Origin of the sequence: Streptomyces sp. NPDC046985, assembly GCF_040644415.1 — a bacterium.
Classification (GTDB): domain Bacteria; phylum Actinomycetota; class Actinomycetes; order Streptomycetales; family Streptomycetaceae; genus Streptomyces.
This window is the reverse complement of record NZ_JBEYWK010000001.1, coordinates 119,936-144,120: the sequence shown is the minus strand read 5'-3', so window position 1 is coordinate 144,120 and position 24,185 is coordinate 119,936. Positions and strand designations below refer to the sequence as shown.

Below are 24,185 nucleotides of genomic sequence, written 5' to 3'. Positions count from 1 at the left end.
CACGTGCCCCTCGCCGTTCTCCTTGCCGGCCTGACCGGCTCTGGGAAGACCACCGTCGCCCAGGGCCTCGCCGGCCACGGCTTCACCCGGTTGTCCGTCGACGAGGAGGTCCACCGCCTGCACGGTCGCTACGGAGTGGACTATCCCGAGCACACCTACTTCGAGCGCGAACGTCCTGTCGTCGAGGCGATCCAGCAGAGGTTCGTCAAGGAGATCAGGGCGGGGAACGACGTCGTCCTCGACCACGGGTTGTGGCGCCGTGCCGAGCGCGACGCCTGGCGACAGGCCGCCCGCGACGCGGGCGGCCACCCCTTCGTCGTCTACCTGCCGGCTGACCGTGCCGAGCTGCTGCGGCGCCTGACCGAGCGCAACCGGCGTGAGGACGCCAACGCCCTCGCGGTCACCCCAGAAGCCCTCGACGACTTCTTCGCCCGATTCGACCCGCCTGGAGAGGGCGAGGAGATGATCGTCTACAGCGGAGACCTCGGCGTGCTCCTCGCAGCCTTGACAGCGGCCGACCACGCCGAGGGCTGAGCACGGTCTCAGGCCGACGGGAGATCACCGGGCGGGCTTCTGGCTCCCGCGCGCTGGGCCAACGCCGTGGGCCGCACGGGGTACCGCTGGTGCGAGGCCCCGCACCTCAGCGATCCGAGCGGAAGCACCCTCGGTGGTGCTTCGCCTGCGCGCCGCCTGAGCCCTCTTGTTCGGTTGAGCGGTGATGCGCCAGTTGAGGACCTCGGCCGGATGTTCGGCGCTGACAAGTTCCCTCTGGGCGGAGACCTCAGCCAGAAGATGGCGCGCGTTGTGGCCGTCGGTTTCCGCGCGGGCGAGGGTCGTGGTCAGCGCAGGCCAGGAGGGGTCGGCGAGGATCCGGTCGGCGTGGTCGGGGAGGGCGGCGCGGAGGTCCTGTTCAAAGTGGTGGGCGGTCTCGGGGCGTGGGGCGCGGCGGGTCAGGTCTGCCAGGACGGGTGTGGCGGCCTGCTGGTAGCCGGCTTGGAGGTGGCGGAGGGCTTCGTCGGCTGCTGCGGCTTGCTGTTGGTGGCCGCGTTGCTCGTGCCATTTGGCGGCGGCGCGGGCCAGGTGGACGGTGGCGAAGAGCAGGGCGATGGCGAGTCCGCCGGGTTCGTTGGAGGCGTAGGCGAGCTCCTTGGCGGCCGCGCGCAGGGCGTGGGCTGCTTGGTGGTCGGCGCGGGTGGCGGATCGGCGGGCGCGGTTGAAGGCCGAGGCGGCTGCGCGGAGCTCTGCGCGGTGCGGGCCGGGTGAGGCGCTGGCGATGTTGTAGAGGGCGTCGCCGAAGGCGGCGAGGTGGGCCTGGGCAGTGGCATCGTCGTCGGAGTCGAGGGCGGTGTGTGCCGTCTGTATCGCGGTGATGGTGTGCTGCCACGGCTCGGCGGGGTCTGCCGCGAACCGGGGGCGGTCGGCTTTCTCCTGGTCGGGGAGACGTTCGCGGAGGCGGTTGATGGAGAGGTCTGGGGCGAGCTTTGAGCCGCCGTACCAGACGGGGTCGCCGGCGCTGTTGGTGTCGCCGGGTGCGGCGAGGCTGTAGCCGATCACGTCGCCGCTCTCGGGGCCGAGGCGGGTCTTGATCTTGATGCCGAGGGACTGCAGCACGGTGAAGTAGTCGGCCTCGGTGTGTACGGCGGCGGCGACCGCGTACGCCCGCTCGCGCAGCCAGTGCCGTGCCGTCACCGCTTGGCCTTGGCGCTCGGCCTTGGCGCGTTCGGCGCCGGTGGGGGTGCGGGGCGCGGTGAGGTCAACGGACTTCAGGCGGCGCAGGCCGAACTCGGCCTCGATCCTGCGGCACTCCGCCTGAGCCCGTCGGCCGTCCTGGTGGGTGCGGGGGCGGCGTCCGTCGGCGCGGACGGTGGTCGCCATGATGTGGATGTGGTCGTCGGCATGACGCACCGCGATCCATCGGCAGGCCCTCTCGTCGCCGTCGGGGGCGATGCCCGTGGCGTGCACGACGCGGCGGGCGACCTCGGCCCACTCGGTGTCGGTGAGGTAGCGGTCACCGGGCGCGGTGCGGACCGGGCAGCGCCAGACGTGCTGCGGTGGCTTCTTGCCGCCGAGCTCGCGGATGCGGAGGCCGACGTGGTGGTCGAGTCGCCTGGCGAGCTGGGCGTAGGTGGCTGCCGGGTCGCGGCCGGGATCGGGAGCGCCGGCCATGTCCCAGGCGGCGACGATGTGGGGGGTGGTGTGCTCGTCGCGGCGGCCGGGGCCGAAGAGGTAGGCGATCAGTCCGCGGCTGTCGGAGCCGGTGGGGATATCAGGAACCATGAAGCGCGCCTTCCACGAGGAGCTGGTCCATGAGGTGGTAGCTGTTCTGTGCCGCTTGCTCGACGTGGTCGAGGACCGCTTCCGCTCGCTCGGGCACGGTCCCTCGGTTGATGGCTGCGGTGATCTGGTTGAGGTTGCTGCCGATGCGGTTGAGTGCGACCGTGTGCGCCTCGACGGCCTCGATCAGCGGGCGCAGAGGATCGTCCTCCGGGCTGCCGAGCATCCCTGCTGTGCCTCGTGCGACGGCCAGGGCCGCGTCCCCGACGAATCCGGCGAACCTCTGACCGCGCTGCTGAGCGGCGGCGCTGATCACCTGGACCGCGGTGCGCGTGAAGCGGATGGTCTTCTCCTGGTCGCGCTTCTCCACGGTGCGCTTGCGGTTCATCTGCGCGGGCAGGGCGGGGGCGTCGAGGTCCCGCCAGGAGGGCTGCTCGACGAGCGGTGGGGCATCGGCCGGCGTACGGCGAGGAGCGGAGTCGGCTGCAGGCTGGCAGGAGTCCTCGGCCACCTCCTCTTTCGGCTCGGGCGCCCCCTGGCGCTCGGCCTTGTCCTCCGCCGCCCCTGGGGCGGGGGCAAGCGCGGACGAAGCCTCGTTAGAGGCTCGTTCGCTCCAGCTTGCTGCTGGTCGTCGGGTGAGCCTGAAGAGCTTCCTGCGGCGACGGGAGGTGGTGTCGTCAGCGTTGGATTCGGGCATGGTGGTGCTCCGTGAGTCGTGAGGGGTGGTGTCGTCGCCTCCGTCGCCTCCGTCGCATGGCTGGTCAGCACAGGTACGGAGAGAGCCGCTGCTACGGGGTGATCCGTAACGGCGAGGAGATCCGTCCCCGCGCTGACCTGCGCGGGGACGGATGCGACGGATCGCTACGGTTCGGGTGTCAGCGAGCAGGCCGGGGGCTTCCCGGTCCGATGGGCGGGCCGGTGGGGAGCGACCCGCACGGAGGGGCAGGTGGCTTGCCCCGGGTGAGGCCGGTCGGTTGCTCGGTGGATGCTGCCGGTTGGCCGGAGTCAGGGCAGTAGCGGGCCCAGGCGTCCACGAACTGGTTGCGGGCGTACGCCTTGGCCTGCCTGCCGTTCTCGAACCGGTGGTTGGCCGGGCTGATGCCGAAGTCCCTGAGCAGGTTCGCCAGGTGGTAGGCGTTGAGCCCCTTGGTGCCGTACTCCGCCCACGGAGCCTCGGCGTCCTGGATCAGCACGGCGAGCAGGTCCTGGCTGCGCAGAGCCTCCCTGCCGCCCTCCTGATCGAAGACACGGCGGATGTCCCGCAGCAGCCGCGTCTTCAGGGTCGTCTGCTCGTCCTGCACCACCTCGTTGCGCGTCATCGCCAGACAGGCGGCACGAGCCCGCGCGGGCCAGTGTCCACCGGCGAGATCGGCGACGATGACCAGCGGTTCCCAGGTGTCGGCGGGACGGTCCTCGACGGGCATCTTCGGCACATCGCGAGCGAGGCGGGTGAGCGCATCACCGACAACGCGCTCCGGCTACACCTCGTACCAGTGTTGGGGGCCCGGTCCATGGCGGCGATACGCCGCAACGACATACAGGTGCTCTTCAAGCGCCTGTCCGACCAGCTCGGCCCCGGCAGTGTCCGGAACGTCCACGACGTCCTCGTGCGCGTGATGGCGGCGGCCGTGGACGACAAGGTCATCGCCTCCAGCCCGTGCCGCCGGATCACCCTCCCGGCCATGCCGGACGAGGAGGTCACCCCGCCCACGGTCGAGCAGGTTGAGGCGATGGCGCGGGTGATGCCGCCGTACATCCGCGCGGCGATCGTCACCCTCGCTGGATCAGGGCTGGGCATCGGCGAGCTGCTCGGCCTGAAGGTATCGGACGTCGACTTCAAGGCCGGCATCATCCGCGTCGAGCGGCAGCGGCTGCAGTCCGGGAGGATCGGCCCGCCGAAGACCGCTAAGTCCCGCCGCACGGTTCCCGTCGGCGAGGTCGTCACCGACGCGCTCCTCGCGCATCTCGCCGCGCGTCCGTCAGGGAGTGGCTGTTCACCATGGAGGAGGGGGAGCCGCTCAACTACCGGCGGTGGAAGACCGAGTGGAACGGGGCTCGCAAGGCGCTCCAGGCAGGCGCTAACAGGGTGGCCGAGCGGGAAGGCCGTAAGGCCGTCGAGCTGCCGCACATGGTCACCCACGACCTGCGGCACTTCTACGCCTCCGCGCTCATCGCCGGCGGCGCGAGCGTCAAGCAGGTGCAGCTCGGCCTCGGCCACGCGTCCGCCGTCATCACGCTGCGGATCTACGCGCACCTGTGGCCGGGCGAAGAAGACCGCACCCGGTCCGTCGTGGACGCCGTGCTCGGCGGCCTGCGGACCGGGTGCGGACCGGTAGGAAGCCTGACCGGCGAAATCGCAGGTCAGACGGCCTAGCCAAAGATCAGGCCTTCTTCGTCTCCCAGAAGATCTTGTCGATCTGGGCGATGTAGTCCAGGGCCTTCTGGCCCGTCGCCGGGTCGGTGGAGGCCTTGGCGGCGGAGAGGGCCTTCAGGGTGTCGTTGACCAGTTGGCTCAGCTCGGGGTACTTCTCGAAGTGCGGAGCCTTGAAGTAGTCGCTCCACAGGACCGAGACGTGGTGCTTGGCCAGCTCGGCGCGCTGCTCCTTGATGACGGTGGCGCGCGTCTGGAAGTGCGGGTCGTCGTTGCCGGCCATCTTCTCCTGGACGGCCTTCACCGACTCCGCCTCGATGCGGGCCTGGGCCGGGTCGTACACGCCGCAGGGCAGGTCGCAGTGCGCGCTGACCTTGACCGTGGGGGCAAACAGGCGGGAAAGCATGGAGCGTTCCTTCCTCGTGATCGTCTTCTCAGGTGCGACATTACTCCGTGCAAGGCTTGTTTTCCCGAGTGCCCCCTGGGGCTTAGGACAAAAGTCCAGGGTCAGACTGAGACTGGTACAGGACTGAGACTGGTACGGGAACGGACGGGGGAGGCGCCGAGGATGCCGGAGCCGTCGCAGGAGAGCGAGCGCAGGGCCGCCGTGCTGCCCTTCGGGCTGGCCGAGGTGACCGGGCCCTCCATGACGCCGACGCTCGCCCACGGGGACCGGCTCGTCGTGCACTACGGGGCCCGTGTCCGGCCGGGCGACGTCGTCGTCCTGCGCCATCCGTTCCAGCAGGACCTGCTGGTGGTCAAGCGCGCCGCCGAGCTGCGCGAGGGCGGCTGGTGGGTGCTCGGCGACAACCCGTACGCGGGCGGCGACAGCACCGACTACGGGAGCGTGCCCCGGGAGCTGGTCCTGGGGACCGTGCGGTTCCGCTACCGGCCGCGCGGGTCCGGTCACCGCTCGCCGCTGGCGCTGGTGCGCTGGGCGCTGTCGGCGGCCAGGCCCGTGCTCGCCGACCGGTCGGCCTCCAGGCGCTTGCGGGCCCGGTAGGCGGCCACGTTGGCGCGGGTGGCGCACCGGTCGGAGCAGTAGCGGCGCGAGCGGTTGGTCGAGGTGTCCAGGTAGGCGTTGCGGCAGGGGGCGGCCTCGCACAGGCCGAGGCGGTCCACGCCGTACTCGGTCAGGTGGAAGGCCAGGCCCATCGCCGCGATGGCGGCGTAGCCGGCGGTCGCGTTGGACGGGTGGTCGGCCAGGTGCATGTGCCACAGCGGGCGGCCGTCGTCGTCGCGGTGGTCGTGCCCGGAGACCTGCGGGCTCACCGGGAATTCCAGCAGCAGCGAGTTCAGCAGGGCCACCGCGAGGGTCTCGTCGCCCTGGTCGGCCGCGTCGAACACCGCGCGCAGCCGGGAGCGCACCGAGCGGAAGCGCGTGACGTCCGTGTCGGTGGCGCGGCGGGCCGCCGAGGCGTTGGCGCCGAACAGGTCGCGGACCGCCTCCACCGACGTCAGGTCGTCCTTGCCCCGGGCCGGCTCCTCGGTGTTGACGAGGCGTACGGCATAGTCCGAGTAATAGGCCAGTTCCACTTGTAGTCCTTACTGAGACGTTCTATGGTCTGGAAAGCGGTCGGGTAACAGACGGTCGCGCTTTCAGGGTATTACGCGACGGGGCTCAGGGGAGTCAGCGATGACGCACACGAGGATGACGCGCACGCGCACGGACGCCACCGCGGCGGGCGCGGACTGGCGGACGTGGCAGGAGAGCTGGGACCGCCAGCAGGAGTGGTACATGCCCGACCGCGAGGACCGTTTCCGCATCATGCTCGACATGGTCGAGGCGCTGGCAGGCACGGCGCCGCGCGTCCTCGACCTGGCCTGCGGCACCGGCAGTATCACCGCGCGCCTGCTCGACCGCTTCCCCGGCGCGACCAGCACCGGCGTCGACCTCGATCCGGCGCTCCTCGCCATCGCGCGCGGCGCCTTCGAGGGCGACGAGCGCGCGGCCTTCGTGACCGCCGACCTCAAAGACCCCGCCTGGCCGGCGAAGCTGCCGTACGACTCCTACGACGCCGTGCTGACCGCCACGGCCCTGCACTGGCTGCACGCCGACCCCCTCGCGGCCCTCTACGGCCAGGTCGCGGAACTGGTCCGCGACGGCGGTGTCTTCATGAACGCGGACCACATGCCCGACGAGACCACCCCCAGGATCAACGCGGCCGAACACGCCCAGCGGCACGCCCGGATGGAGCAGTCCAAGCGGGACGGCGTCCTGGACTGGGCCCAGTGGTGGCGGCTGGCCGCCGAGGACCCGGCGCTGGCCGGGCCCACGGCCCGCCGGTTCGAGATCTACGGCGAGCACGCCGACGGGGACATGCCGTCGGCCGCCTGGCACGCGCGCACGCTGCGCGAGAAGGGCTTCGCCGAGGCGCGGCCGGTGTGGTGCTCGCCGTCGGACACGCTGCTGCTCGCGGTGAGGTGACGCGGGCCGCCGCGCCGAGGGGCGGTGCGCGGACCCGAAACGGTCCGCGCACCGCCCCCGCGCGTGAGCGGCTACAGCACCTTGGACAGGAACGAGCGCGTGCGCTCGTGCTGCGGGTCGGTCAGCACGTCCCGCGGACGGCCCGACTCGACCACCACGCCGTCGTCCATGAAGACCAGGCTGTCGCCGACCTCGCGGGCGAAGCCCATCTCGTGGGTGACCACGACCATCGTCATGCCGGACTCGGCGAGGTCGCGCATGACGTCGAGGACGTCGCCCACCAGCTCCGGGTCCAGCGCCGAGGTCGGCTCGTCGAACAGCATCAGCTTCGGGTCCATGGCCAGCGCACGGGCGATGGCCACCCGCTGCTGCTGGCCGCCGGAGAGCTGCGAGGGGTAGTACCCGGCCCGGTCGGCCAGGCCCACGCGCTCCAGAAGCCGCATCGCCCGCTCCCGCGCCTCGCCCTTGGCCATGCCCTTGACCTGCACCGGCGCCTCGACGACGTTCTCCAGCGCGGTCATGTGCGGGAACAGGTTGAAGCGCTGGAAGACCATGCCGATGTCCCGGCGCTTCAGGGCGACCTCGCGGTCGCGCAGCTCGTGGAGCCGGTCGCCCTGCTGGCGGTAGCCGACGAGGTCGCCGTCGACGTACAGCCGGCCCGCGTTGATCTTCTCCAGGTGGTTGATGCAGCGCAGGAAGGTGGACTTGCCGGAGCCGGAGGGGCCGATGAGGCAGAACACCTCGCCCGGTCTGACCTCCAGGTCGATGCCCTTGAGCACCTCGACCTGACCGAAGGACTTGTGCACGCCCTCGGCCCTGACCATCGCGGCGGCGGCGCCGTCCGCGGCGCCCTCCTGCTGGGGTAGCTCCTCGGTCATGCCGCGGCCTTCCTGCTGGAGAAGGACGTCAGATGCGCCCTGACGTTCTGCCACGGCGTCGGCGGCAGGCTGCGGCTGGAGCCGCGGGCGTAGTACCGCTCGATGTAGTACTGGCCCACGCTCAGCACGGAGGTCATGATCAGGTACCAGGCGGCGGCGAGGAAGTACATCTCCACCGGGGCGCCGGAGACCTGGCCGATGTCCTGGGCGTAGCGGAACAGCTCCGGGTACTGGACGGCCGCCACCAGGGAGGTCGTCTTCAGCATGTTGATGACCTCGTTGCCGGTCGGCGGCACGATCACCCGCATCGCCTGCGGGATGACGATCCGGCGCAGCGTCCTGCCGTGGCTCATGCCCAGCGCGTGGGCGGCCTCGGTCTGGCCCTCGTCGACGGCGAGCAGCCCGGCGCGGCAGATCTCCGCCATGTAGGCCGCCTCGTTCAGGCCCAGGCCGAGCAGCGCCGTCAGCAGCGGCGTCATGAAGTTCGACCAGTAGTCCTTGTAGAACGGCATCAGGTCGACGTACTCGAAGACCAGGCCCAGGTTGAACCAGAGGAAGAGCTGGACCAGGACCGGGGTGCCGCGGAAGAACCAGATGTAGAACCAGGCGATGGCCGAGGTCACCGGGTTCTTCGACAGGCGCATCACCGCCAGGACGATGCCCCCGGCGATGCCGATGAGCATCGACAGGACGGTCAGCAGCAGGGTCTTGCCGACGCCGGTGACGATCCGGTGGTCGAAGAAGTAGTCGGGGACGGCATGCCAGTTGATCTTTCCCTGGCCGAACGCGTAGACGATCGCGACGAGGACGGCGATGGCGACGAGGGCGGTCGCGTACCGCCCGTAGTGCCGGACCGGGATCGCCTTGACGGTCTCGGGCCGGGCCGGGGGCGCGTCCTCGGGACCCGCCGTCGTGTCTATGTCAGCACTCACGGGTGAAGCCTTTCAGCGGCCGCTCGGGCGCGGTCACTTGCCGCCGTTGACGACGGACTCCTTGACGGCGCCGTCCTGGGCGCCCCACTTCTGGAGGATCTTCTGGTACTCGCCGTTCTTGATGATCGCGTTCATCGCGGCCTGGAGCGCGTCGCGGAGCTGGGTGCTGCTCTTGCCGACGGCGATGCCGTACGGGGCGGCCTCGACCTGGTCGCCGACCACCTGGAAGTCCTTGCCGCCGCCGGAGGTCTTCACCGCGTACGCGGCGACCGGGAAGTCCGAGGAGGCCGCGTCCGCGCCGCCCGAGCGCAGCCGGGTCTGGGCCTGCTGGTCGTCGTCGAACGCCTCGATGGTGATCTTCTTGCCGCTCGGACACTTCTTCGTCTCGCTCTTGGCGAGGTCCTCCGAGACGGTGCCGCGCTCCAGGGCGATCTTCTTGCCGCACAGGTCGGACCAGGAGGCGATGCCGCCGGTGTCCCCCTTGCGGGTGTAGATGGAGACGCCCGCGGTCAGGTAGTCGACGAAGTCGACGCCCTCGCCGACCTTTTTGCCCGTGGTCGGGTCGACGCCCTGCTGACGGCTCTTGTTGTCGGTCATCGCGGACATGGCGATGTCGTAGCGGTTGGAGCGGATGCCGGTGAGCAGCGCGTCGAAGGTGCCGTTCTGGAACTCGAAGGTGACGCCGAGCTGCTTGCCGAGGGCGGCGGCGACGTCGGGGTCCAGACCGACGACCTTGCCCGAGCCGTCCTTGAACTCGACCGGCGCGTACGCGATGTCGGAGCCGACCTTGACGACGCCCTTGTCGCGGACGGACGCCGGCAGCTTGCCGGCGAGCGGGGCGCCGGTGGACGCGCCGCCGGACGACGCGCCCGCGGAGGACGTCTTCTTGTCCGTGGTCTGGTCACCGCAGCCGGTGAGCAGCAGCGCGCCCGCGACCGCGATGGCGCCGACCGCGGCCAGACGGGTGTGCGCGGCGGTGGTGCGGCGGGTGGAGCCTGCGGTCATGGTGGGTTCCTCCGGCGGATCGGTGGAGCTGCCGATGGGGTCGGCGCGTGCACACCCTCGGGTGTCGCGACCCCGTGTGGTTGACGCATCTTGCCATTCGGGCAGGTCCGTTCAGGGGACCTGCGATGTCAAAATCGGATAACGGGCGGCCTGTGAGCCGCTGCCGTTCGGCCTGTCGGCGCCGCGCCGTCTCACGTGCTCTCGCGGGCGCCTTCTCCGCCGGAGGATCTCCGGCTTCCTCCCGCCGTGCGGCCGACCGGGTCATGGCGTACGGGTGAATGCGCGGCCCCGTCGAGCCGTCGGCCGGGACTTGTCCCCATATCGCGCCAGGTGTCGGCGCCCTGTCATGTGACCTTGGCGGTATGGACTCGTCGTCGGCCCCGTTCGTCCGGTAAGAAGGTTCTTTACACCCCTCATCCGGGGCTTCAGGGCGCGTGTGCGGCGCGCCCGTCGCGTACGGCCCGAACGCATCGCTCATGGGGTCGCACGCGGTCCCGCCCACCCCTCACCAGGAGTGGCCACCCTCTCACCATGAACGATTAAGGGGTAAAACCAAGTGGCAGCGGAGATCGTCAATCCTCGCAGCGACGGCGGCACGGACCGGGACGGCGGGGCAGAGCCGCTCGACTCCTTCGATCCGGCGTTCGCGCTGCACCGTGGCGGCAAGATGGCAGTGCAGGCCACCGTGCCGGTCCGTGACAAGGACGACCTGTCCCTGGCGTACACGCCCGGCGTCGCGCGGGTGTGCACCGCCATCGCCGAGCAGCCGGACCTGGTCAACGAGTACACGTGGAAGTCGTCCGTGGTCGCCGTCGTGACCGACGGGACGGCCGTGCTCGGCCTCGGGGACATCGGACCCCACGCCTCCCTTCCGGTGATGGAGGGCAAGGCGATCCTGTTCAAGCAGTTCGGCGGCGTGGACGCGGTGCCGATCGCCCTCGACTGCACCGACGCCGACGAGATCGTCGAGACCGTGGTGCGCCTGGCGCCGTCCTTCGGCGGCGTGAACCTGGAGGACATCTCGGCGCCGCGGTGCTTCGAGATCGAGCGCAAGCTCCAAGAGCGGCTGGACATCCCGGTCTTCCACGACGACCAGCACGGCACCGCCGTGGTGACGCTGGCGGCGCTGCGCAACGCGGCGCGGCTGAGCGGGCGGGGGATCGGCGAGCTGCGCGCCGTCATCTCCGGCGCGGGGGCGGCGGGCGTCGCCATCGCCAAGATGCTCGTCGAGGCCGGCATCGGGGACGTCGCGGTGGCCGACCGCAAGGGCGTCGTGTCCTCCGGCCGGGCCGACCTGACGCCGGTCAAGCGCGAGCTGGCCGAGTTCACCAACAAGGCGGGGCTGAGCGGGTCCCTGGAGGACGCGCTGGCCGGCGCCGACGTCTTCATCGGCGTCTCCGGCGGCACGGTCGCGGAGTCGGCGGTGGCGGCGATGGCCGAGGGCGCCTTCGTCTTCGCCATGGCCAACCCGAACCCCGAGGTGCATCCGGAGGTCGCGCACAAGTACGCGGCGGTGGTGGCCACCGGCCGCTCGGACTACCCCAACCAGATCAACAACGTCCTGGCGTTCCCCGGCATCTTCGCCGGCGCGCTCCAGGTGCGGGCGTCGCGGATCACCGAGGGAATGAAGATCGCGGCGGCCGAGGCGCTGGCCGGGGTCGTCGGGGACGACCTGGCCGCGGACTACGTCATCCCGTCACCGTTCGACGAGCGGGTCGCCCCCGCGGTGACGGCGGCGGTCGCGGCGGCCGCCCGCGCGGAGGGCGTGGCCCGGCGCTGACGCGCACGCGGACGTGAACGGCAGGGCCCCACCTGGGCGGGTGGGGTCCTGCCGCATGGGGGGGGGTGCCCGGCGGGGCGGGGCCTGCCAGGCGGCGCGGGGCCTGCCGGCCTGGTGGGGTCTGCTCGGCCGGGTGGGGCCCTTCGGCGTGCCGGGGCCGTCAGGGGCGGCGCCGGGCGGGCTGAGCGGTCCACTGCGGGCGGTGCCGGACTCCCGGGTCGCTGGGGGCGAGGCCGGGCCCGCTGGGGGCGGTGCCGGTTCCCCGGGCCGTCGCACGCGGACGTGAGCGGCAGGGCCCCACCCCCGGGCGGGTGGGGTCCTGGCGCATGCCGGTGCGATTCGGCGCCGGGCGGTGCGCGAGTCCGGCGGGCGGCTTGGCAGGGGGCGGGGGGCCTGGGCCCGTTGTCCGGGAGCGCGGGTCTGGTGCGGGCGGCTTGGCAAGAGGGTGTGTGTCACAGGGGTCGCTGGTTCCGTGAGCGTGGGAGCGCCCCTATCGTCAAGGTCATGTTCGCTGTCTACGCCGCCCGAATCGACCGCGACCGGCCGCTGAACGGCCTGGAGTCGGGGGAGCGTCCCGCCCCCGAGGCCCGCCCCGGCTGGAGCACCGTCGACGTCAAAGCCGCCTCCCTGAACCACCACGACCTCTGGTCGCTCAAGGGCGTCGGCCTGTCCGAGGACAGGCTGCCGATGATCCTCGGCTGCGACGCCGCAGGCGTCGACGAGGACGGCAACGAGGTCGTCCTGCACTCCGTCATCGGACAGAGCGGCCACGGGGTCGGGCCCTTCGAGCCCCGCTCCATCCTGACCGAGCGCTACCCGGGGACCTTCGCCGAGCAGGTGGCCGTACCGACCTGGAACGTCCTGCCCAAGCCCGAGGGGCTGTCCTTCGAGGAGGCCGCCTGCCTTCCCACGGCCTGGCTCACCGCCTACCGCATGCTCTTCACCAACGCCGGGGTGCGCCCGGGGGACTCCGTCCTCGTCCAGGGGGCCGGCGGCGGCGTCGCCACGGCCGCCATCGTGCTCGGCAAGGCGGCGGGGCTACGGGTCTTCGCTACCAGCCGGGACGAGGCGCGGCGCAAGCGGGCCGTGGAACTCGGCGCGGTGGAGGCCCTGGAGGCGGGCGCGCGGCTGCCGCAGCGGGTGGACGCCGTGATCGAGACGGTCGGCGCGGCCACCTGGTCGCACTCGGTGAAGTCGCTGCGCCCCGGCGGCACGCTCGTCATCTCCGGCGCCACCAGCGGCGACCGGCCCTCGCACGCCGAACTGACCCGGATCTTCTTCCTGGAGCTGAAGGTGGTCGGCTCGACCATGGGAACCAAGGACGAACTGGAGGACCTGCTCTCCTTCTGCGCCGCCACCGGCGTCCGCCCGGTCATCGACGAGGTGCTGCCCCTCGACCGGGCCCGCGAGGGCTTCGAACGCCTGGAGTCGGGCGACCAGTTCGGCAAGATCGTGCTCACCGCCTCCTGAGCGCCGCTGCCCCTGACCTGCCACTGTCAACCCGAGTTGACGTGACCGGCCCTGTCAATGTAAGTTGACGTCATGACCGAAGCGACGGACCTCGCCGAGCGCGCGGGCGACCGCGACCCGCGGATCGGGCTGCGCGCCGTGGCCGCGCTGCGCCGACTGCTCGAACAACTTGAAGCGGTGCAGGTGCGCAGCGCACGCAACCAGGGCTGGTCCTGGCAGGAGATCGCCGCCGAACTCGGCGTCAGCAGGCAGGCTGTGCACAAGAAGTACGGGAGGCAGTGATGTTCGAACGATTCACGCAGGACGCCCGGTCCGTCGTCCGGGGGGCGGTCGGCCACGCCGAGGACTCGGGCGCGCGCGTCGTGGACGCCGAGCACCTGCTGCTCGCCCTGCTCGACCGGGAAGCGAGCCGCGCGTCCTTCGCGCTGGCGGCGCTCGGGCTCGACCGGCACAAAGACGCGGTCCGCGGCGAGCTGCGCGCGGCGCGGCGCCGGGCCGGGCTGTCTCGGGCCGAGACCGACGCGCTCGCCGGCCTCGGCATCGACGTCTCGGAGATCGTCTCGCGGGTGGAGGAGGCGCACGGCGTCGGGGCGATGTCCGGCGACCGGCCGGGCAAGGGCTGGTGGACCGGCCGCCGCGCCTTCGGCCGCGGCGCCAAGGAGACCCTGGAAGGCGCCCTGCGCGCGGCGGTGTCCCTCCACGACCGGCACATCGGCGACGAGCACATCCTCCTCGCGCTGACCGCCCGCCCCGGCCTGCCCGCCGAGATCCTGGCCGACCACGGCGTCACGCACGCCGCCCTGACCCGCGTCCTCCACGGCGACACGCGAGCGGCCGGCTGACAGGCTCCGGCCGCCGGGCTCCGCCGCCGGGCATCCGATACGCCGCCTCGGGGTCCGGGCCACGCCCGGCGTCGAGCGGCGGCCGGGATCCGGGGCGCGCTCGCCCGCCGCGGCGCGTCAGGGTGTCGGGCTGCGCAGTACCGCGGCGATCCGGGCCGCTGCCGCTGACAGGTGGCCGCGGGCGTCGTGTACCTGGTCCGCGCTCACCCCGTGGTCGCGGGCCGCGTCGCGGATGTCGTCCCGGAAGCGGTCCAGCAGCCGGTCCAGGTCGCGTGCGGGGTCGCCAGTGGAGTCCTCGTGCGACCAGGCCGGTTCGTACTCCGCCGGGAAGTCCCCCGGGGAGAACGTGTACCGCGCGCCCGCGGCCTCCGTCCCGCCCACGGTGTCCGTGCCGCCCGCCGGACGGCCGAAGCCGAGGTTGCCGCCCAGATCCTTCCCGAAGTCCTTGCCGAACTCGCCGAACTCCTTGGCCAGTTGGGTGAGGCCCTCGCGCACCCCCGTGGGCCAGTCGCCGTGCGCGAAGTGGTCCTGCACCTGGTCCTGCACGTGCCGGGCGATGCGCTGGAACTCCTCCTGCGCCTGCGTCCGCACCCGGTCCTGCGCCTCCCGGGCCTGGCGCCGGGCCCGCTGCGCCTCCTCGCGGGCGCGGCGGCTCTCGTCCTTCGCCCGCCGGGCCTGCTCCTTCCACTCCTGCTTGACCCGGCGCATCTCCTCCTTGGCGGTGCGCCACGCTTCCTTGTCGTCGGCCCCGTCCGCGGCGGCGCGGCCGGAGCCCTGCCGGGCCTCGGAGGCGGCCGCGCGCATCTCGCGCCGCAGATCGCCCGCGGCGCCGCGCACGTCGGCCCGGATCTCGGCGGCCAGTTCGGCGACCGACTCGCGGATCTCCAGCTCCAGATCGGCCAGTTCACCGCTGCGGTCGGCCAACTCGGCGCGGCCCGCGTCCGTGATGGCGTACACCTTGCGGCCGCCCTCGGTGGTGTGCGTGACCAGGCCCTCGGCCTCCAGCTTGGCGAGGCGGGGGTAGACGGTGCCCGCCGAGGGCGCGTACAGCCCCTGGAAGCGCTCCTCCAGCAGGCGGATCACCTCGTAGCCGTGGCGCGGGGCCTCGTCGAGCAGCTTGAGCAGATACAGGCGCAGGCGGCCATGGGCGAAGACGGGGGGCATGTCAGAGCACCTTCTTGCCGGTCGTGCCGTCGGTCGTGCCGTCGGCGGGGCCTTCGGGTCCGGTGGGGCCGGCGGCGGAGCCGGCGTCCCAGGCCGCGTCCTCCGCGGGCGGGCGGCGCAGCAGGGCGATGGAGCCGGAGACCGTCGTGGCCTTCAGCTTGCCGTGGCCCGTGCCGAGGCGGCCGGTGATGCGCTTGGCGCCCCACTGCCCGCTCACCCGCAGATCCTCGAAGGCGCTGGACACCGAGCCGCTCGCGGTGTTGGCCTCCACCTCCGTGTCCGCCGGGTGGGGCAGACGGATGGCGATCTCACCCGAGACGTTGGTCAGGCTCACGTCCGTGGCGCGGCCCGCGGGATCCAGGTCGACGATCATCGACCCGCTGACCGAGTCCGCCCGCACCGAGGCGCCGGCGCCCTCCACCACCGTCAGGTCGCCGGAGACCGAGTGGAACCGCAGATCCCCGGAGAGGGCCTGCACCTCCACGCTCCCCGACACGGTGTCCGCGCGGACCGGGCCGGTGACGCCCACCAGAGTGGCGTCCCCATGGACGCCCTTGACGTCCGTGTGCCCGTCCATCCCGGAGACCATCGCGGCGGCGCCGATCACGCCGACCTCGACGCGCGCGCTCGCCGGGACGGCCAGGGAGATGTCGGCGCTGCGCCGCCAGGTCTTGCGGTCGAGCCAGGTGAGGAAGCCCTTCCAGGGCAGGTCCTCGTAGGCCACCGTCAGCACCCCGCCGCGCTGGCTGACCACCAGGGGCGGACCCGTGAGGGCGGAGACCTCCAGGCGAGCGGAACTCTCGTCGGTGCCTACGACGTTCACCGTTCCGTTGACCACGCGGACGTGAAGCTCGGTCACGGGCTCGTCGAAGGTGAGCTTGCTGGGCTCGCCCACGGACCACTCGGACATGGTGCGTACCTCCTCGTACGGGGCTGAACGGGGCTGAAGGCGGCGGTGCGGTGCGGAACGTGGCGGGGCACGACCGGAGAGCGTCAGGACACGCACTATCGCGTTCTCTGTCACACACGATATATCGCGGATACGGAAAGTCAAGAGCCAACGCGAAAGGGCGCCCCGCGGGGCGCCCCTCATCGGCCTCGGCCTGCTCGCCGTGTGCCGGCTACACGTCGTGCTCTCAGTCCGCGGCTGGTCCTGTCCTCGGCTGGTCCTCGGCTAGTCCTCGTCGTCCAGCCGCGCCAGCCACGTCGCCAGCCGCTCCACCGGCACCTCGAAGTCCGGATTGAGATCGACGAACGCGCGAAGCTGCTCGGCCAGCCACTCGAAGGTGACCTCCTCCTCGCCCCGCCGCTTCTCCAGCTCTTCGATGCCCCGGTCAGTGAAGTACATGAGGTCAAGGATAAGTGCGCACAGACGGCCGGGCCGCACCCCCGTACTGGGGATGCGGCCCGGCCGCCGGTGACAGGCGCCGACAACGCGCCGACGACGCCTGGGACGCCGCTTACGCCTCGAACACCTCGCGCGCGAGCTGCTCCTGCTCGGCCTGGTGCCGCTTGGCGGAGCCCACGGCCGGGGACGAGCTGTGCGGACGGGAGATGCGGCGCAGGCGCTCGCCGTGCGGCACGTCCGCGCCGACCGCCAGGTCCAGGTGGTCGATCAGGTTGAGCGCGATGAACGGCCAGGCGCCCTGGTTCGCCGGCTCCTCCTGGGTCCAGAGGTACTTCTCGGCGTTCGGGTACTTCTTGATCTCCGCCTGAAGCTCGGCGCCGGGCAGCGGGTACAGCCGCTCGATGCGGATGATCGCCGTGTCCGTGGCGCCGCGCCTCTTCCGCTCGGCGTCCAGGTCGTAGTAGACCTTGCCCGCGCAGAAGACGACCTTGCGCACCGCGTTCGGGTCGACCGACTCGTCGCCGATGACCGGGCGGAACTGGCCCGTGGTGAACTCCTCCGCCTTCGAGGCCGCGGCCTTCAGGCGCAGCATCGACTTCGGGGTGAAGACGACCAGCGGCTTGTGGTGCGGGTTGTGCACCTGCCACCGCAGGAGGTGGAAGTAGTTCGACGGCAGGGTCGGCATGGCGACCGTCATGTTGTTCTGCGCGCAGAGCTGGAGGAACCGCTCCGGGCGGGCCGAGGAGTGGTCCGGGCCCTGGCCCTCGTAGCCGTGCGGGAGCAGCAGGGTGACGCCGGAGGTCTGGCCCCACTTCTGCTCGGCGGAGGAGACGAACTCGTCCAGGACGGTCTGGGCGCCGTTGACGAAGTCGCCGAACTGCGCCTCCCACATCACGAGCGCCTCGGGCCGGGCCAGCGAGTAGCCGTACTCGAAGCCCATGGCCGCGTACTCGGACAGCAGCGAGTCGTAGACGTTGTACCGGGCCTGGTCCTCGGACAGGTACAGCAGCGGGGTGAAGTCCTCGCCCGTCTCGCGGTCGATGATCACCGCGTGCCGCTGGCCGAAGGTGCCGCGGCGGGAGTCCTGGCCGGACAGCCGGACCGGGACGCCCTCCAGCAGCAGCGAGCCGATGGCCAGGGTCTCGCCCATGCCCCAGTCGATCGTGCCGTCCTCCACCATGGCCGCCCGGCGCTGGAGCTGCGGCAGCAGGCGCGGGTGGACGGTGATGTGGTCCGGCACGTTGACCTGGGACTCGGCGATCCGCTTGACGACCTCGGCGGACACGGCCGACGGGACCGGCACCGGGAAGCCGTCCAGCGGCTCCTCGGAGTCGCCGGCGGCGGGCTGCGAGGTGGCCTCGCGGACCTCGGTGAAGACCTTCTCGAGCTGGCCCTGGTAGTCCTGGAGCGCCTGCTCGGCCTCTTCCAGCGTGATGTCGCCCCGGCCGATCAGCGACTCGGTGTAGAGCTTGCGCACCGAGCGCTTCTTGTCGATCAGGTCGTACATCAGCGGCTGGGTGAAGGCCGGGTTGTCCGACTCGTTGTGACCGCGACGGCGGTAGCAGATGAGGTCGATCACCACGTCCTTGTTGAACGCCTGGCGGAACTCGAACGCCAGCCGCGCGACCCGGACGACGGCCTCGGGGTCGTCGCCGTTCACGTGGAAGATCGGGGCCTCGATCATGCGGGCTACGTCGGTGGCGTACATCGAGGAGCGCGAGGACTCCGGGGCGGCGGTGAAGCCGACCTGGTTGTTGATGACGATGTGCACCGAGCCGCCGGTGCGGTAGCCGCGGAGCTGCGACATGTTCAGGGTCTCGGCCACCACGCCCTGGCCCGCGAAGGCCGCGTCGCCGTGGATCGCCACCGGCAGGACGGTGAAGTCCGTGCCGCCCTTGTTGATGATGTCCTGCTTGGCGCGGGCGACGCCCTCCAGGACCGGGTCGACGGCCTCCAGGTGGGAGGGGTTGGCGACCAGCGAGACGTTGATCTGCTCGCCGTCCAGGCCGGTGAAGGTGCCCTGGGCGCCCAGGTGGTACTTCACGTCGCCGGAGCCGTGCATCGACTTCGGGTCGAGGTTGCCCTCGAACTCGCGGAAGATCTGCGCGTAGGACTTGCCGACGATGTTGGCCAGCACGTTCAGCCGGCCGCGGTGGGCCATGCCGACGACGACCTCGTCCAGGCGGGACTCGGCCGCGGAGTCGATGACCGCGTCGAGCAGCGGGATGACGGACTCGCCGCCCTCCAGGGAGAAGCGCTTCTGGCCGACGTACTTGGTCTGGAGGAAGGTCTCGAACGCCTCCGCCGCGTTCAGCCGGCGCAGGATGCGGAGCTGCTCCTCGCGCTCGGGCTTGGAGTGCGGGCGCTCCACGCGGTCCTGGATCCACTTGCGCTGCTTGGGGTCCTGGATGTGCATGAACTCGATGCCGACCGTGCGGCAGTACGAGTCGCGCAGCACGCCGAGGATGTCGCGCAGCTTCATCATCGACTTGCCGGCGAAGCCGCCGACGGCGAACTCGCGCTCCAGGTCCCACAGGGTGAGCCCGTGCTCGGTGACGTCCAGGTCGGGGTGCTTGCGCTGCTGGTACTCCAGCGGGTCGGTGTCGGCCATGACGTGGCCGCGGACCCGGTAGGAGTGGATCAGCTCGAAGACGCGGGCGGCCTTGGTGACGTCGTCGTCGTGGCTGGCGTCGATGTCCCTCAGCCAGCGGACCGGCTCGTAGGGGATGCGCAGCGCCTCGAAGATCTCGTCGTAGAAGCCGTTCTCGCCGAGCAGCAGGTTGGCGACCTGGCGCAGGAACTCGCCGGAGGCGGCGCCCTGGATCACCCGGTGGTCGTAGGTCGACGTGAGCGTCATGACCTTGGAGACGCCGAGCTTGTTCAGGGTGTCCTGGGAGGTGCCCTGGAACTCCGCCGGGTAGTCCATGGAGCCGACGCCCATGATCACCGACTGGCCGGGCATCAGGCGCGGCACCGAGTGCACGGTGCCCAGGCCGCCGGGGTTGGTGAGGGAGACGGTGACGCCGGAGAAGTCGTCCATCGTCAGCTTGCCCTCGCGGGCGCGGCGGACGATGTCCTCGTAGGCCTGCCAGAACTCGAAGAAGTTCAGCGTCTCGGACTTCTTGATCGCCGCGACGACGAGCTGGCGGTCGCCGTTGGGCTTCACCAGGTCGATGGCCAGGCCCAGGTTGACGTGGTCCGGCTTGACCAGGGTGGGCTTGCCGTCCTTCTGAGCGAAGGAGTGGTTCATCGCCGGCATGGCCTTGATCGCCTGGACCATGGCGTAGCCGATGAGGTGCGTGAAGGAGATCTTCCCGCCGCGCGCCCGCTTGAGGTGGTTGTTGATGACGATGCGGTTGTCGAACAGCAGCTTCACCGGGACCGCGCGCACGGACGTGGCCGTGGGCAGCTCCAGGGAGGCGTTCATGTTCTTGGCGACCGCGGCGGACGGACCGCGCAGCGTCACCATCTCGGGACCCGCGGGCGCCTCGGCGGCCGGCTGGGCCTTCGCGGCCGGCTTCGCGGGCGCGGCGGCGGGCTTCGCGGGCGCCGGGGCCTGCGCGGGCTGGGCCTTCGCGGCGGGCTGGGCCGGAGCGGCGGCGGGCTGCGCCTTCGCGGCGGGCTGCGCCGGAGCGGCTGCGGCCTGCGCCGGAGCGGCGGCGGGCTGCGCCGGGGCGGCCGGTGCGGCGGCGGGCTGGGCGGCGGCCAGGGCCTGCTGCGCGGGCCGGGCCGGGGCGGCGGGCGCCTGCTGGGACGTCGCGGCGGTTCCTGCGGCCCCCGCGGCCGCAGCACCCGACGGGGCCGAGGAGGCGGCCGCGGCTGCCCCCGGCTTGTAGTCGGCGAAGAAGTCCCACCAGGCGCGGTCTACGGAGTTCGGGTCCTGGAGGTACTGCTGATAGATCTCGTCGACGAGCCACTCGTTGGCACCGAACGCGGCGGCGGGGTTCTTCCCGGCCTGGTCGTCGGTGGAGATGCTCGAGTTACTGGGGGACTGTGGCGACACGGCGGCAACCGCCCTCTTCCGCTTCACAAGGTGATGGACAGCGGGAATCAAGGCTACGCCTCCAAGACCGCGAAGGTCAGGTCGGGTCCGTTCATCGTCGCGTAAGTCACATGGAAAGCTGTGTTTCGGGGCTTGAAATGGCGGGAAACAAGCGTGGTTCGCCGCCGCGCGGGACGACTTGGGCAGGGCCCGGCCGCCGCGGGCTGCGGGCCCCTGCCTGATCACACGTGTCCGGCTGCGCGAACGCGCGTGGATCTTGCGGTTCCGGATCGAACCTTACGTCAACTGTGCCCCGGGGAGGGCCCCCGGAAGGGTGACGAGTATCCGACAGCCCCGCTCGGATTCGGCCACGCCGATCCGGCCGCCGTGCAGATCCACCGCCCAGCGGGCGATCGCCAGGCCCAGTCCGGTGCCGCCGTCGCTGCCCGGACCGTGCGGCCGTCTCACCGCGCCCCGGTTGAAGCGCTCGAAGACGCGGTGCCACTCCGACCGGGGGATGCCGGGACCCTCGTCCAGCACCTCCAGCTCCAGCGACTCCGGCCGCGGCCCGCGCCGCGCCTTCACCGTCACCCGTCCGTGCGGCGGACTGTGCTTGACGGCGTTGTCGATCAGGTTGGCGACCACCTGGTGGATGCGCTCGGGATCCGCGTGGCCGGTCAGGTCCAACGGGGAGACGTCGAGGTGCAGATGGACGTCCGTGCGGGTGTGGCCGCCGGAGCCGGAGGCCATGCCCGCGCGGGCGGAGGCCACCATGTTGGCCTCCTTCAACACGCCCGACAGGTACGGCCACACCTCGAAGCGGCGCGTCTTCAGCGGCACCACGCCGTTGTCCAGGCGGGACAGGTCCAGCAGCGTCTCCACCAGCCGGCCCAGCCGCTCGGTCTGCTTCAGGGCCGTGCGCATGGTCTCGGCGTCCGCCTCGGTCACCCCGTCGACGATGTTCTCCAGCACCGCGCGCAGCCCCGCGATCGGGGTGCGCAGCTCGTGTGAGACATTCGCCACGAGTTCCTTGCGCTGCTGGTCCTGGGCGGCCAGCTCGTCCGCCATGCGGTTGATCGTCTGGGCCAGGTCGCCCAGTTCGTCGCGGCGGCTCTCGCGCACCCGGCGGGTGTAGTCGCCGTTCGAGATGGAGCGGGCCACCGCGTTCATCTCGTCCAGCGGCGCGGTGAGCGAGTGCGCCACGAACTGCGTGATGAGCAGGGTGGCGATCATCGAGAAGACCATGATGAAGCGCAGTTCGGTCTTGGTGTGCACCGCGATCATCGACAGACCCGTGGTGATCAGCACCGAGATGACGACCAGCGCGCCCAGCTTGGTCTTGACCGAGAACGGGCTTACGCCGCCCCACGACTGCGCGGGGTCCCTCCGAGCGCCCGGCCCGCCGCTCATGGGGTGGGCGTCTCCAGCGCGTAGCCCACGCCGTGCACGGTGCGGATCCGCTCGGCGCCGATCTTGCGGCGCAGCGCCTTGATGTGGCTGTCGACGGTGCGGGTCCCGGAGGCGTCCGCCCAGTCCCACACCTCGGCCAGCAACTGCTCGCGGGAGAGCACCGCGCGCGGGGTGTTCGCCAGGCACACCAGGAGGTCGAACTCCGTCGGCGTCAGGTGCACGTCCTCGCTGCGCACCCGCACCCGCCGCTGCGCGTGGTCGATCTCCAGCTCGCCCAGGCGCAGGATGCCGGTGCGCGGCGTCGTCGCGGCCAGCGCCGCGCGCTCCACGCGGCGCAGCAGCACGTGCACCCGCGCGGCCAGCTCCCGCATCGAGAACGGCTTCGTCATGTAGTCGTCGGCGCCGACGCCGAGCCCGACCAGCATGTCGGTCTCGTCGTCCCGCGCGGTGAGCATCAGCACCGGCAGCGGGCGCTGGGCCTGCACGCGGCGGCAGACCTCCAGCCCGTCGAAGCCGGGCAGCATGATGTCGAGGATCAGCAGATCGGGCTGCCATGCCTCCGCGGTGTCGACCGCGGACGGCCCGTCGGCCGCCGTCTGCACTGCGAAGCCCTCCGCGCGCAGGCGCGTGGCGATGGCTTCCATAATGGTCTGGTCGTCCTCGACCACCAGGACCCGGCGCTGTGCGCCGGGCCCGGCCGTCGTGCCGTTGTGGGAGGTGTGTGTCTGCTCCATCGCCCGCCCCTGAGGTGTACTTCCGGAATCCGAGGGGTGATTCCTTGACTGCGCATGGTTGCGATTGACGCTTGAATGATCGGCGTCAGGAGTGCAGCGTACGGGGAGTCACCGCGCCTTTGCTATCCAGGCCCGATGCCGAGGTGCACGACGTCCGGAACGCCCCGGGCAACCGGGATCTCTTCGGTGCGCACCCGCTGGAACCCGACATTGCGCAAGCATCCTTCGAATTCCTCGGACGGCTGGGCCGACCACACCGCGAGCACGCCTCCGGGCGTCAACGCCCGTGCGCAACTCGCCAGTCCGTCCGGCGCGTACAGCTTCCGGTTGTCCTCGGTGACGGTCCAGCGGGGGCCGTTGTCGATGTCGAGGCAGAGCGCGTCGAACGTGGTGGATGTCTCATACACGTAGTCGGTCAGATCGGCCTCGACGATCTCGGTGCGCGGGTCGGCGAGCGCGTCCGCGGTCAACTCGGCCAGCGGGCCGCCGCGGTGCCAGTCGATGATCGCGCGTTCCCGCTCGACCACCGTGATCCCTCCCCAGCGCGGGTCGGCGGCCGCGTGTGCGAGGGAGAAGCCGACGCCCAGGCCGCCGATCAGCACGCGCGGGCGCGGCCGCCGGTCCAGCGCCGCGAGGGCGGCGTCGATCAGCAGCCGCTCCGACCGGCCGTCGGAGGTGTCCATCAGGAAGCAGCCGTTGGCGATGATCTGGAGCAGTCCGCCGTGCCGGCGCAGGACGACCTCGCCGTGCGGGCCCTCGCGGCGGTCGAGGACCACGGGAGGCTCGTACGCGGCGGTCATGGGGGCATCCTGCCCCAACGGGGCGTCACATTCCTGTGAATTGCGGTGGTCGGCGCGTGAGCGGGTAACGGGTTGAAGAGGGTTCGCGGGTGCGCATGGGGCGGCTGCGGCTGACGATGCGTCATGGGGCGCCGTCGTCGCGTGCCGTCGCCGCGCGTCCCCCGGCGCCCGGGATCGGGAGCCTGAAGGCGCGTGCGCGCGGCGGCTCACGTTCCCTGTTCGGGGCGACGGGAGCCGGACGGCGCCCCCTAGGTGCGCGAGGCGGCGCCCTCGACCGGCGCTCATGGGGCGCGCCGGTCGCGCAAGAGGCTCCCGTGGCGCACTGGGCGGGGCCGGACGGAAGGAGTGCCACCGTGGAGCGGACCGCGACGGCCGACCCGGCGACCGCGCCGGTCCCGGACGGCATGCCGCCGCGGCGCCCGCGGACGGCGCCCGTCGCGGAGTCTGCCGCGGCGCCCGCCGGGCAGCCTGCTGCGAGGGCCGTTCCCGCGCCCGCCGCGGTGCCTGCCGCCAGGCCCGTTCCCGCGCCCGCCGGGCCGCCTGCCGCCAGGCCCGTTCCCGCGCCCGCGGGTCCCCGCGATCCGGTCGTCCCGACGGCCGCCGTCCCCGCGACTCCCGCTACCGCCGTAGCGTCGGCGCCCCTCGCCGCCCCCGCGACCCCCGCCGTTCCGGCAGCGTCGGCTGCCTTCGCCGCCTCCGCGTCCCTCGCCGCCCCCGCCGTCGCCGTAGCGTCGGCGCCCCTAGCCGTCCCCGCGGCCCCCGCCCTT

Annotated in this window: 21 protein-coding genes and 2 pseudogenes; 8 read left to right on the top strand and 15 right to left on the bottom strand. The window is 71.8% G+C overall.

Going from position 1 to position 24,185, the window contains the following annotated elements:
• Positions 1-3 precede the first annotated feature (3 nt).
• Positions 4-534 carry an ATP-binding protein gene (locus ABZ861_RS00640; RefSeq protein WP_361621334.1) on the top strand — a complete coding sequence of 177 codons (531 nt, stop codon included), beginning with the start codon at positions 4-6 and terminating at the stop codon, positions 532-534.
• A 24-nt stretch (positions 535-558) separates the two neighbouring features.
• Here the strand turns inward: ABZ861_RS00640 and ABZ861_RS00635 are convergent, their stop codons facing one another.
• The 3 genes and pseudogenes from ABZ861_RS00635 to ABZ861_RS00625 form a co-directional block, all read right to left on the bottom strand.
• On the bottom strand, positions 559-2,277 hold the full coding sequence (locus tag ABZ861_RS00635) for a mobilization protein (RefSeq protein ID WP_361621331.1): 1,719 nt from the start codon (positions 2,275-2,277) through the stop codon (positions 559-561).
• A complete protein-coding gene (locus ABZ861_RS00630; protein ID WP_361621328.1) occupies positions 2,267-2,971 on the bottom strand; it encodes a hypothetical protein in 705 nt (234 codons plus the stop codon). Before ABZ861_RS00630 ends, ABZ861_RS00635 begins: the two co-directional genes overlap by 11 nt.
• Positions 2,972-3,149: 178 nt before the next feature.
• Positions 3,150-3,707: pseudogene (locus tag ABZ861_RS00625) on the bottom strand (DUF3631 domain-containing protein); the annotation flags it as partial.
• Between ABZ861_RS00625 and ABZ861_RS00620 the strand changes: the two are divergent.
• A pseudogene (locus tag ABZ861_RS00620) lies at positions 3,708-4,648 on the top strand (site-specific integrase); the annotation flags it as partial.
• A gap of 7 nt (positions 4,649-4,655) precedes the next feature.
• Here ABZ861_RS00620 and sodN read toward each other — a convergent pair.
• Positions 4,656-5,051 carry a superoxide dismutase, Ni gene (sodN, locus tag ABZ861_RS00615; RefSeq protein ID WP_361621325.1) on the bottom strand — a complete coding sequence of 132 codons (396 nt, stop codon included), beginning with the start codon at positions 5,049-5,051 and terminating at the stop codon, positions 4,656-4,658.
• Positions 5,052-5,213: 162 nt separating this feature from the next.
• Here sodN and sodX point away from each other — a divergent pair, with 162 nt between their 5' ends.
• Positions 5,214-5,648 carry a nickel-type superoxide dismutase maturation protease gene (gene sodX / locus ABZ861_RS00610; protein WP_361621322.1) on the top strand — a complete coding sequence of 145 codons (435 nt, stop codon included), beginning with the start codon at positions 5,214-5,216 and terminating at the stop codon, positions 5,646-5,648.
• Here the strand turns inward: sodX and ABZ861_RS00605 are convergent.
• Positions 5,552-6,181 (bottom strand): CGNR zinc finger domain-containing protein, encoded by a 630-nt coding sequence (locus ABZ861_RS00605; RefSeq protein WP_361621319.1) that lies wholly within the window; start codon positions 6,179-6,181, stop codon positions 5,552-5,554. The two genes, sodX and ABZ861_RS00605, sit on opposite strands and share 97 nt — an antisense overlap.
• Positions 6,182-6,296: 115 nt before the next feature.
• On the opposite strand from ABZ861_RS00605, the gene ABZ861_RS00600 reads away from it, so the two are divergent.
• Positions 6,297-7,073: a class I SAM-dependent methyltransferase gene (locus ABZ861_RS00600; protein WP_361622402.1), complete on the top strand. Its 777-nt coding sequence runs from the start codon at positions 6,297-6,299 to the stop codon at positions 7,071-7,073.
• Positions 7,074-7,144: 71 nt separating this feature from the next.
• Here ABZ861_RS00600 and ABZ861_RS00595 read toward each other — a convergent pair whose 3' ends face one another.
• Genes ABZ861_RS00595 through ABZ861_RS00585 form a run of 3 tightly spaced genes read right to left on the bottom strand, consistent with a single transcriptional unit; the run spans position 7,145 to position 9,888 of the window.
• Positions 7,145-7,897, bottom strand: a complete 753-nt coding sequence (locus ABZ861_RS00595) for an amino acid ABC transporter ATP-binding protein (RefSeq protein WP_361622399.1) — start codon at positions 7,895-7,897, stop codon at positions 7,145-7,147.
• A 50-nt stretch (positions 7,898-7,947) separates the two neighbouring features.
• The gene (locus ABZ861_RS00590) at positions 7,948-8,883 is read right to left on the bottom strand and encodes an amino acid ABC transporter permease (RefSeq protein WP_361621316.1); all 936 of its coding nucleotides are present in this window, start codon (positions 8,881-8,883) and stop codon (positions 7,948-7,950) included.
• Positions 8,884-8,916: 33 nt separating this feature from the next.
• On the bottom strand, positions 8,917-9,888 hold the full coding sequence (locus ABZ861_RS00585; RefSeq protein WP_361621313.1) for an ABC transporter substrate-binding protein: 972 nt from the start codon (positions 9,886-9,888) through the stop codon (positions 8,917-8,919).
• Positions 9,889-10,444: 556 nt separating this feature from the next.
• On the opposite strand from ABZ861_RS00585, the gene ABZ861_RS00580 reads away from it, so the two are divergent.
• The 4 genes from ABZ861_RS00580 (at position 10,445) to ABZ861_RS00565 (ending at position 13,980) form a co-directional block, all read left to right on the top strand.
• Positions 10,445-11,668 carry an NADP-dependent malic enzyme gene (locus ABZ861_RS00580; protein ID WP_361621310.1) on the top strand — a complete coding sequence of 408 codons (1,224 nt, stop codon included), beginning with the start codon at positions 10,445-10,447 and terminating at the stop codon, positions 11,666-11,668.
• A 504-nt stretch (positions 11,669-12,172) separates the two neighbouring features.
• Positions 12,173-13,138 (top strand): zinc-binding dehydrogenase, encoded by a 966-nt coding sequence (locus tag ABZ861_RS00575; RefSeq protein ID WP_361621307.1) that lies wholly within the window; start codon positions 12,173-12,175, stop codon positions 13,136-13,138.
• A gap of 72 nt (positions 13,139-13,210) precedes the next feature.
• Positions 13,211-13,420, top strand: coding sequence for an HTH domain-containing protein (locus tag ABZ861_RS00570; RefSeq protein WP_040248424.1), 210 nt, complete (start codon positions 13,211-13,213; stop codon positions 13,418-13,420).
• Positions 13,420-13,980: a Clp protease N-terminal domain-containing protein gene (locus ABZ861_RS00565; protein ID WP_361621304.1), complete on the top strand. Its 561-nt coding sequence runs from the start codon at positions 13,420-13,422 to the stop codon at positions 13,978-13,980. The genes ABZ861_RS00570 and ABZ861_RS00565 overlap by 1 nt, the downstream gene beginning before the upstream one ends.
• 117 nt (positions 13,981-14,097) lie before the next feature.
• On the opposite strand, the gene ABZ861_RS00560 is transcribed toward ABZ861_RS00565, so the two are convergent.
• The 7 genes from ABZ861_RS00560 to ABZ861_RS00530 all read right to left on the bottom strand — a co-directional run bounded on the left by ABZ861_RS00560 (position 14,098) and on the right by ABZ861_RS00530 (position 23,418).
• Positions 14,098-15,144 carry a helix-turn-helix transcriptional regulator gene (locus ABZ861_RS00560; RefSeq protein ID WP_361621301.1) on the bottom strand — a complete coding sequence of 349 codons (1,047 nt, stop codon included), beginning with the start codon at positions 15,142-15,144 and terminating at the stop codon, positions 14,098-14,100.
• A 1-nt stretch (position 15,145) separates the two neighbouring features.
• Positions 15,146-16,054: a DUF4097 family beta strand repeat-containing protein gene (locus ABZ861_RS00555; RefSeq protein WP_361621298.1), complete on the bottom strand. Its 909-nt coding sequence runs from the start codon at positions 16,052-16,054 to the stop codon at positions 15,146-15,148.
• A gap of 264 nt (positions 16,055-16,318) precedes the next feature.
• Positions 16,319-16,492, bottom strand: a complete 174-nt coding sequence (locus ABZ861_RS00550) for a DUF6104 family protein (RefSeq protein ID WP_361621295.1) — start codon at positions 16,490-16,492, stop codon at positions 16,319-16,321.
• Positions 16,493-16,604: 112 nt separating this feature from the next.
• The gene (locus tag ABZ861_RS00545; RefSeq protein ID WP_361621292.1) at positions 16,605-20,495 is read right to left on the bottom strand and encodes a multifunctional oxoglutarate decarboxylase/oxoglutarate dehydrogenase thiamine pyrophosphate-binding subunit/dihydrolipoyllysine-residue succinyltransferase subunit; all 3,891 of its coding nucleotides are present in this window, start codon (positions 20,493-20,495) and stop codon (positions 16,605-16,607) included.
• A gap of 276 nt (positions 20,496-20,771) precedes the next feature.
• A complete protein-coding gene (locus ABZ861_RS00540) occupies positions 20,772-21,884 on the bottom strand; it encodes a HAMP domain-containing sensor histidine kinase (protein WP_361621289.1) in 1,113 nt (370 codons plus the stop codon).
• Complete coding sequence (locus ABZ861_RS00535) at positions 21,881-22,618, bottom strand: response regulator transcription factor (protein WP_361621286.1); 738 nt, start codon at positions 22,616-22,618, stop codon at positions 21,881-21,883. The genes ABZ861_RS00540 and ABZ861_RS00535 overlap by 4 nt, the downstream gene beginning before the upstream one ends.
• A gap of 122 nt (positions 22,619-22,740) precedes the next feature.
• Entirely contained in the window at positions 22,741-23,418 is a 678-nt protein-coding gene (locus ABZ861_RS00530) for a spermidine synthase (protein WP_361621283.1), read from the bottom strand.
• Between the last annotated feature and the right edge of the window lie 767 nt (positions 23,419-24,185).

Bases quoted from the DNA above. Each gene is read 5' to 3' on its own strand.
- ABZ861_RS00575 (WP_361621307.1), top strand. From the start codon at position 12,173: ATGTTCGCTGTCTACGCCGCCCGAATCGACCGCGACCGGCCGCTGAAC.
- ABZ861_RS00635 (WP_361621331.1), bottom strand. From the start codon at position 2,277: ATGGTTCCTGATATCCCCACCGGCTCCGACAGCCGCGGACTGATCGCC.
- sodX (WP_361621322.1), top strand. From the start codon at position 5,214: ATGCCGGAGCCGTCGCAGGAGAGCGAGCGCAGGGCCGCCGTGCTGCCC.
- ABZ861_RS00540 (WP_361621289.1), bottom strand. From the start codon at position 21,884: ATGAGCGGCGGGCCGGGCGCTCGGAGGGACCCCGCGCAGTCGTGGGGC.
- ABZ861_RS00595 (WP_361622399.1), bottom strand. From the start codon at position 7,897: ATGGTCAGGGCCGAGGGCGTGCACAAGTCCTTCGGTCAGGTCGAGGTG.
- ABZ861_RS00560 (WP_361621301.1), bottom strand. From the start codon at position 15,144: ATGCCCCCCGTCTTCGCCCATGGCCGCCTGCGCCTGTATCTGCTCAAG.
- ABZ861_RS00550 (WP_361621295.1), bottom strand. From the start codon at position 16,492: ATGTACTTCACTGACCGGGGCATCGAAGAGCTGGAGAAGCGGCGGGGC.
- ABZ861_RS00535 (WP_361621286.1), bottom strand. From the start codon at position 22,618: ATGGAGCAGACACACACCTCCCACAACGGCACGACGGCCGGGCCCGGC.
- ABZ861_RS00530 (WP_361621283.1), bottom strand. From the start codon at position 23,418: ATGACCGCCGCGTACGAGCCTCCCGTGGTCCTCGACCGCCGCGAGGGC.
- ABZ861_RS00600 (WP_361622402.1), top strand. From the start codon at position 6,297: ATGACGCGCACGCGCACGGACGCCACCGCGGCGGGCGCGGACTGGCGG.
- ABZ861_RS00585 (WP_361621313.1), bottom strand. From the start codon at position 9,888: ATGACCGCAGGCTCCACCCGCCGCACCACCGCCGCGCACACCCGTCTG.
- ABZ861_RS00565 (WP_361621304.1), top strand. From the start codon at position 13,420: ATGTTCGAACGATTCACGCAGGACGCCCGGTCCGTCGTCCGGGGGGCG.
- sodN (WP_361621325.1), bottom strand. From the start codon at position 5,051: ATGCTTTCCCGCCTGTTTGCCCCCACGGTCAAGGTCAGCGCGCACTGC.
- ABZ861_RS00555 (WP_361621298.1), bottom strand. From the start codon at position 16,054: ATGTCCGAGTGGTCCGTGGGCGAGCCCAGCAAGCTCACCTTCGACGAG.
- ABZ861_RS00570 (WP_040248424.1), top strand. From the start codon at position 13,211: ATGACCGAAGCGACGGACCTCGCCGAGCGCGCGGGCGACCGCGACCCG.
- ABZ861_RS00630 (WP_361621328.1), bottom strand. From the start codon at position 2,971: ATGCCCGAATCCAACGCTGACGACACCACCTCCCGTCGCCGCAGGAAG.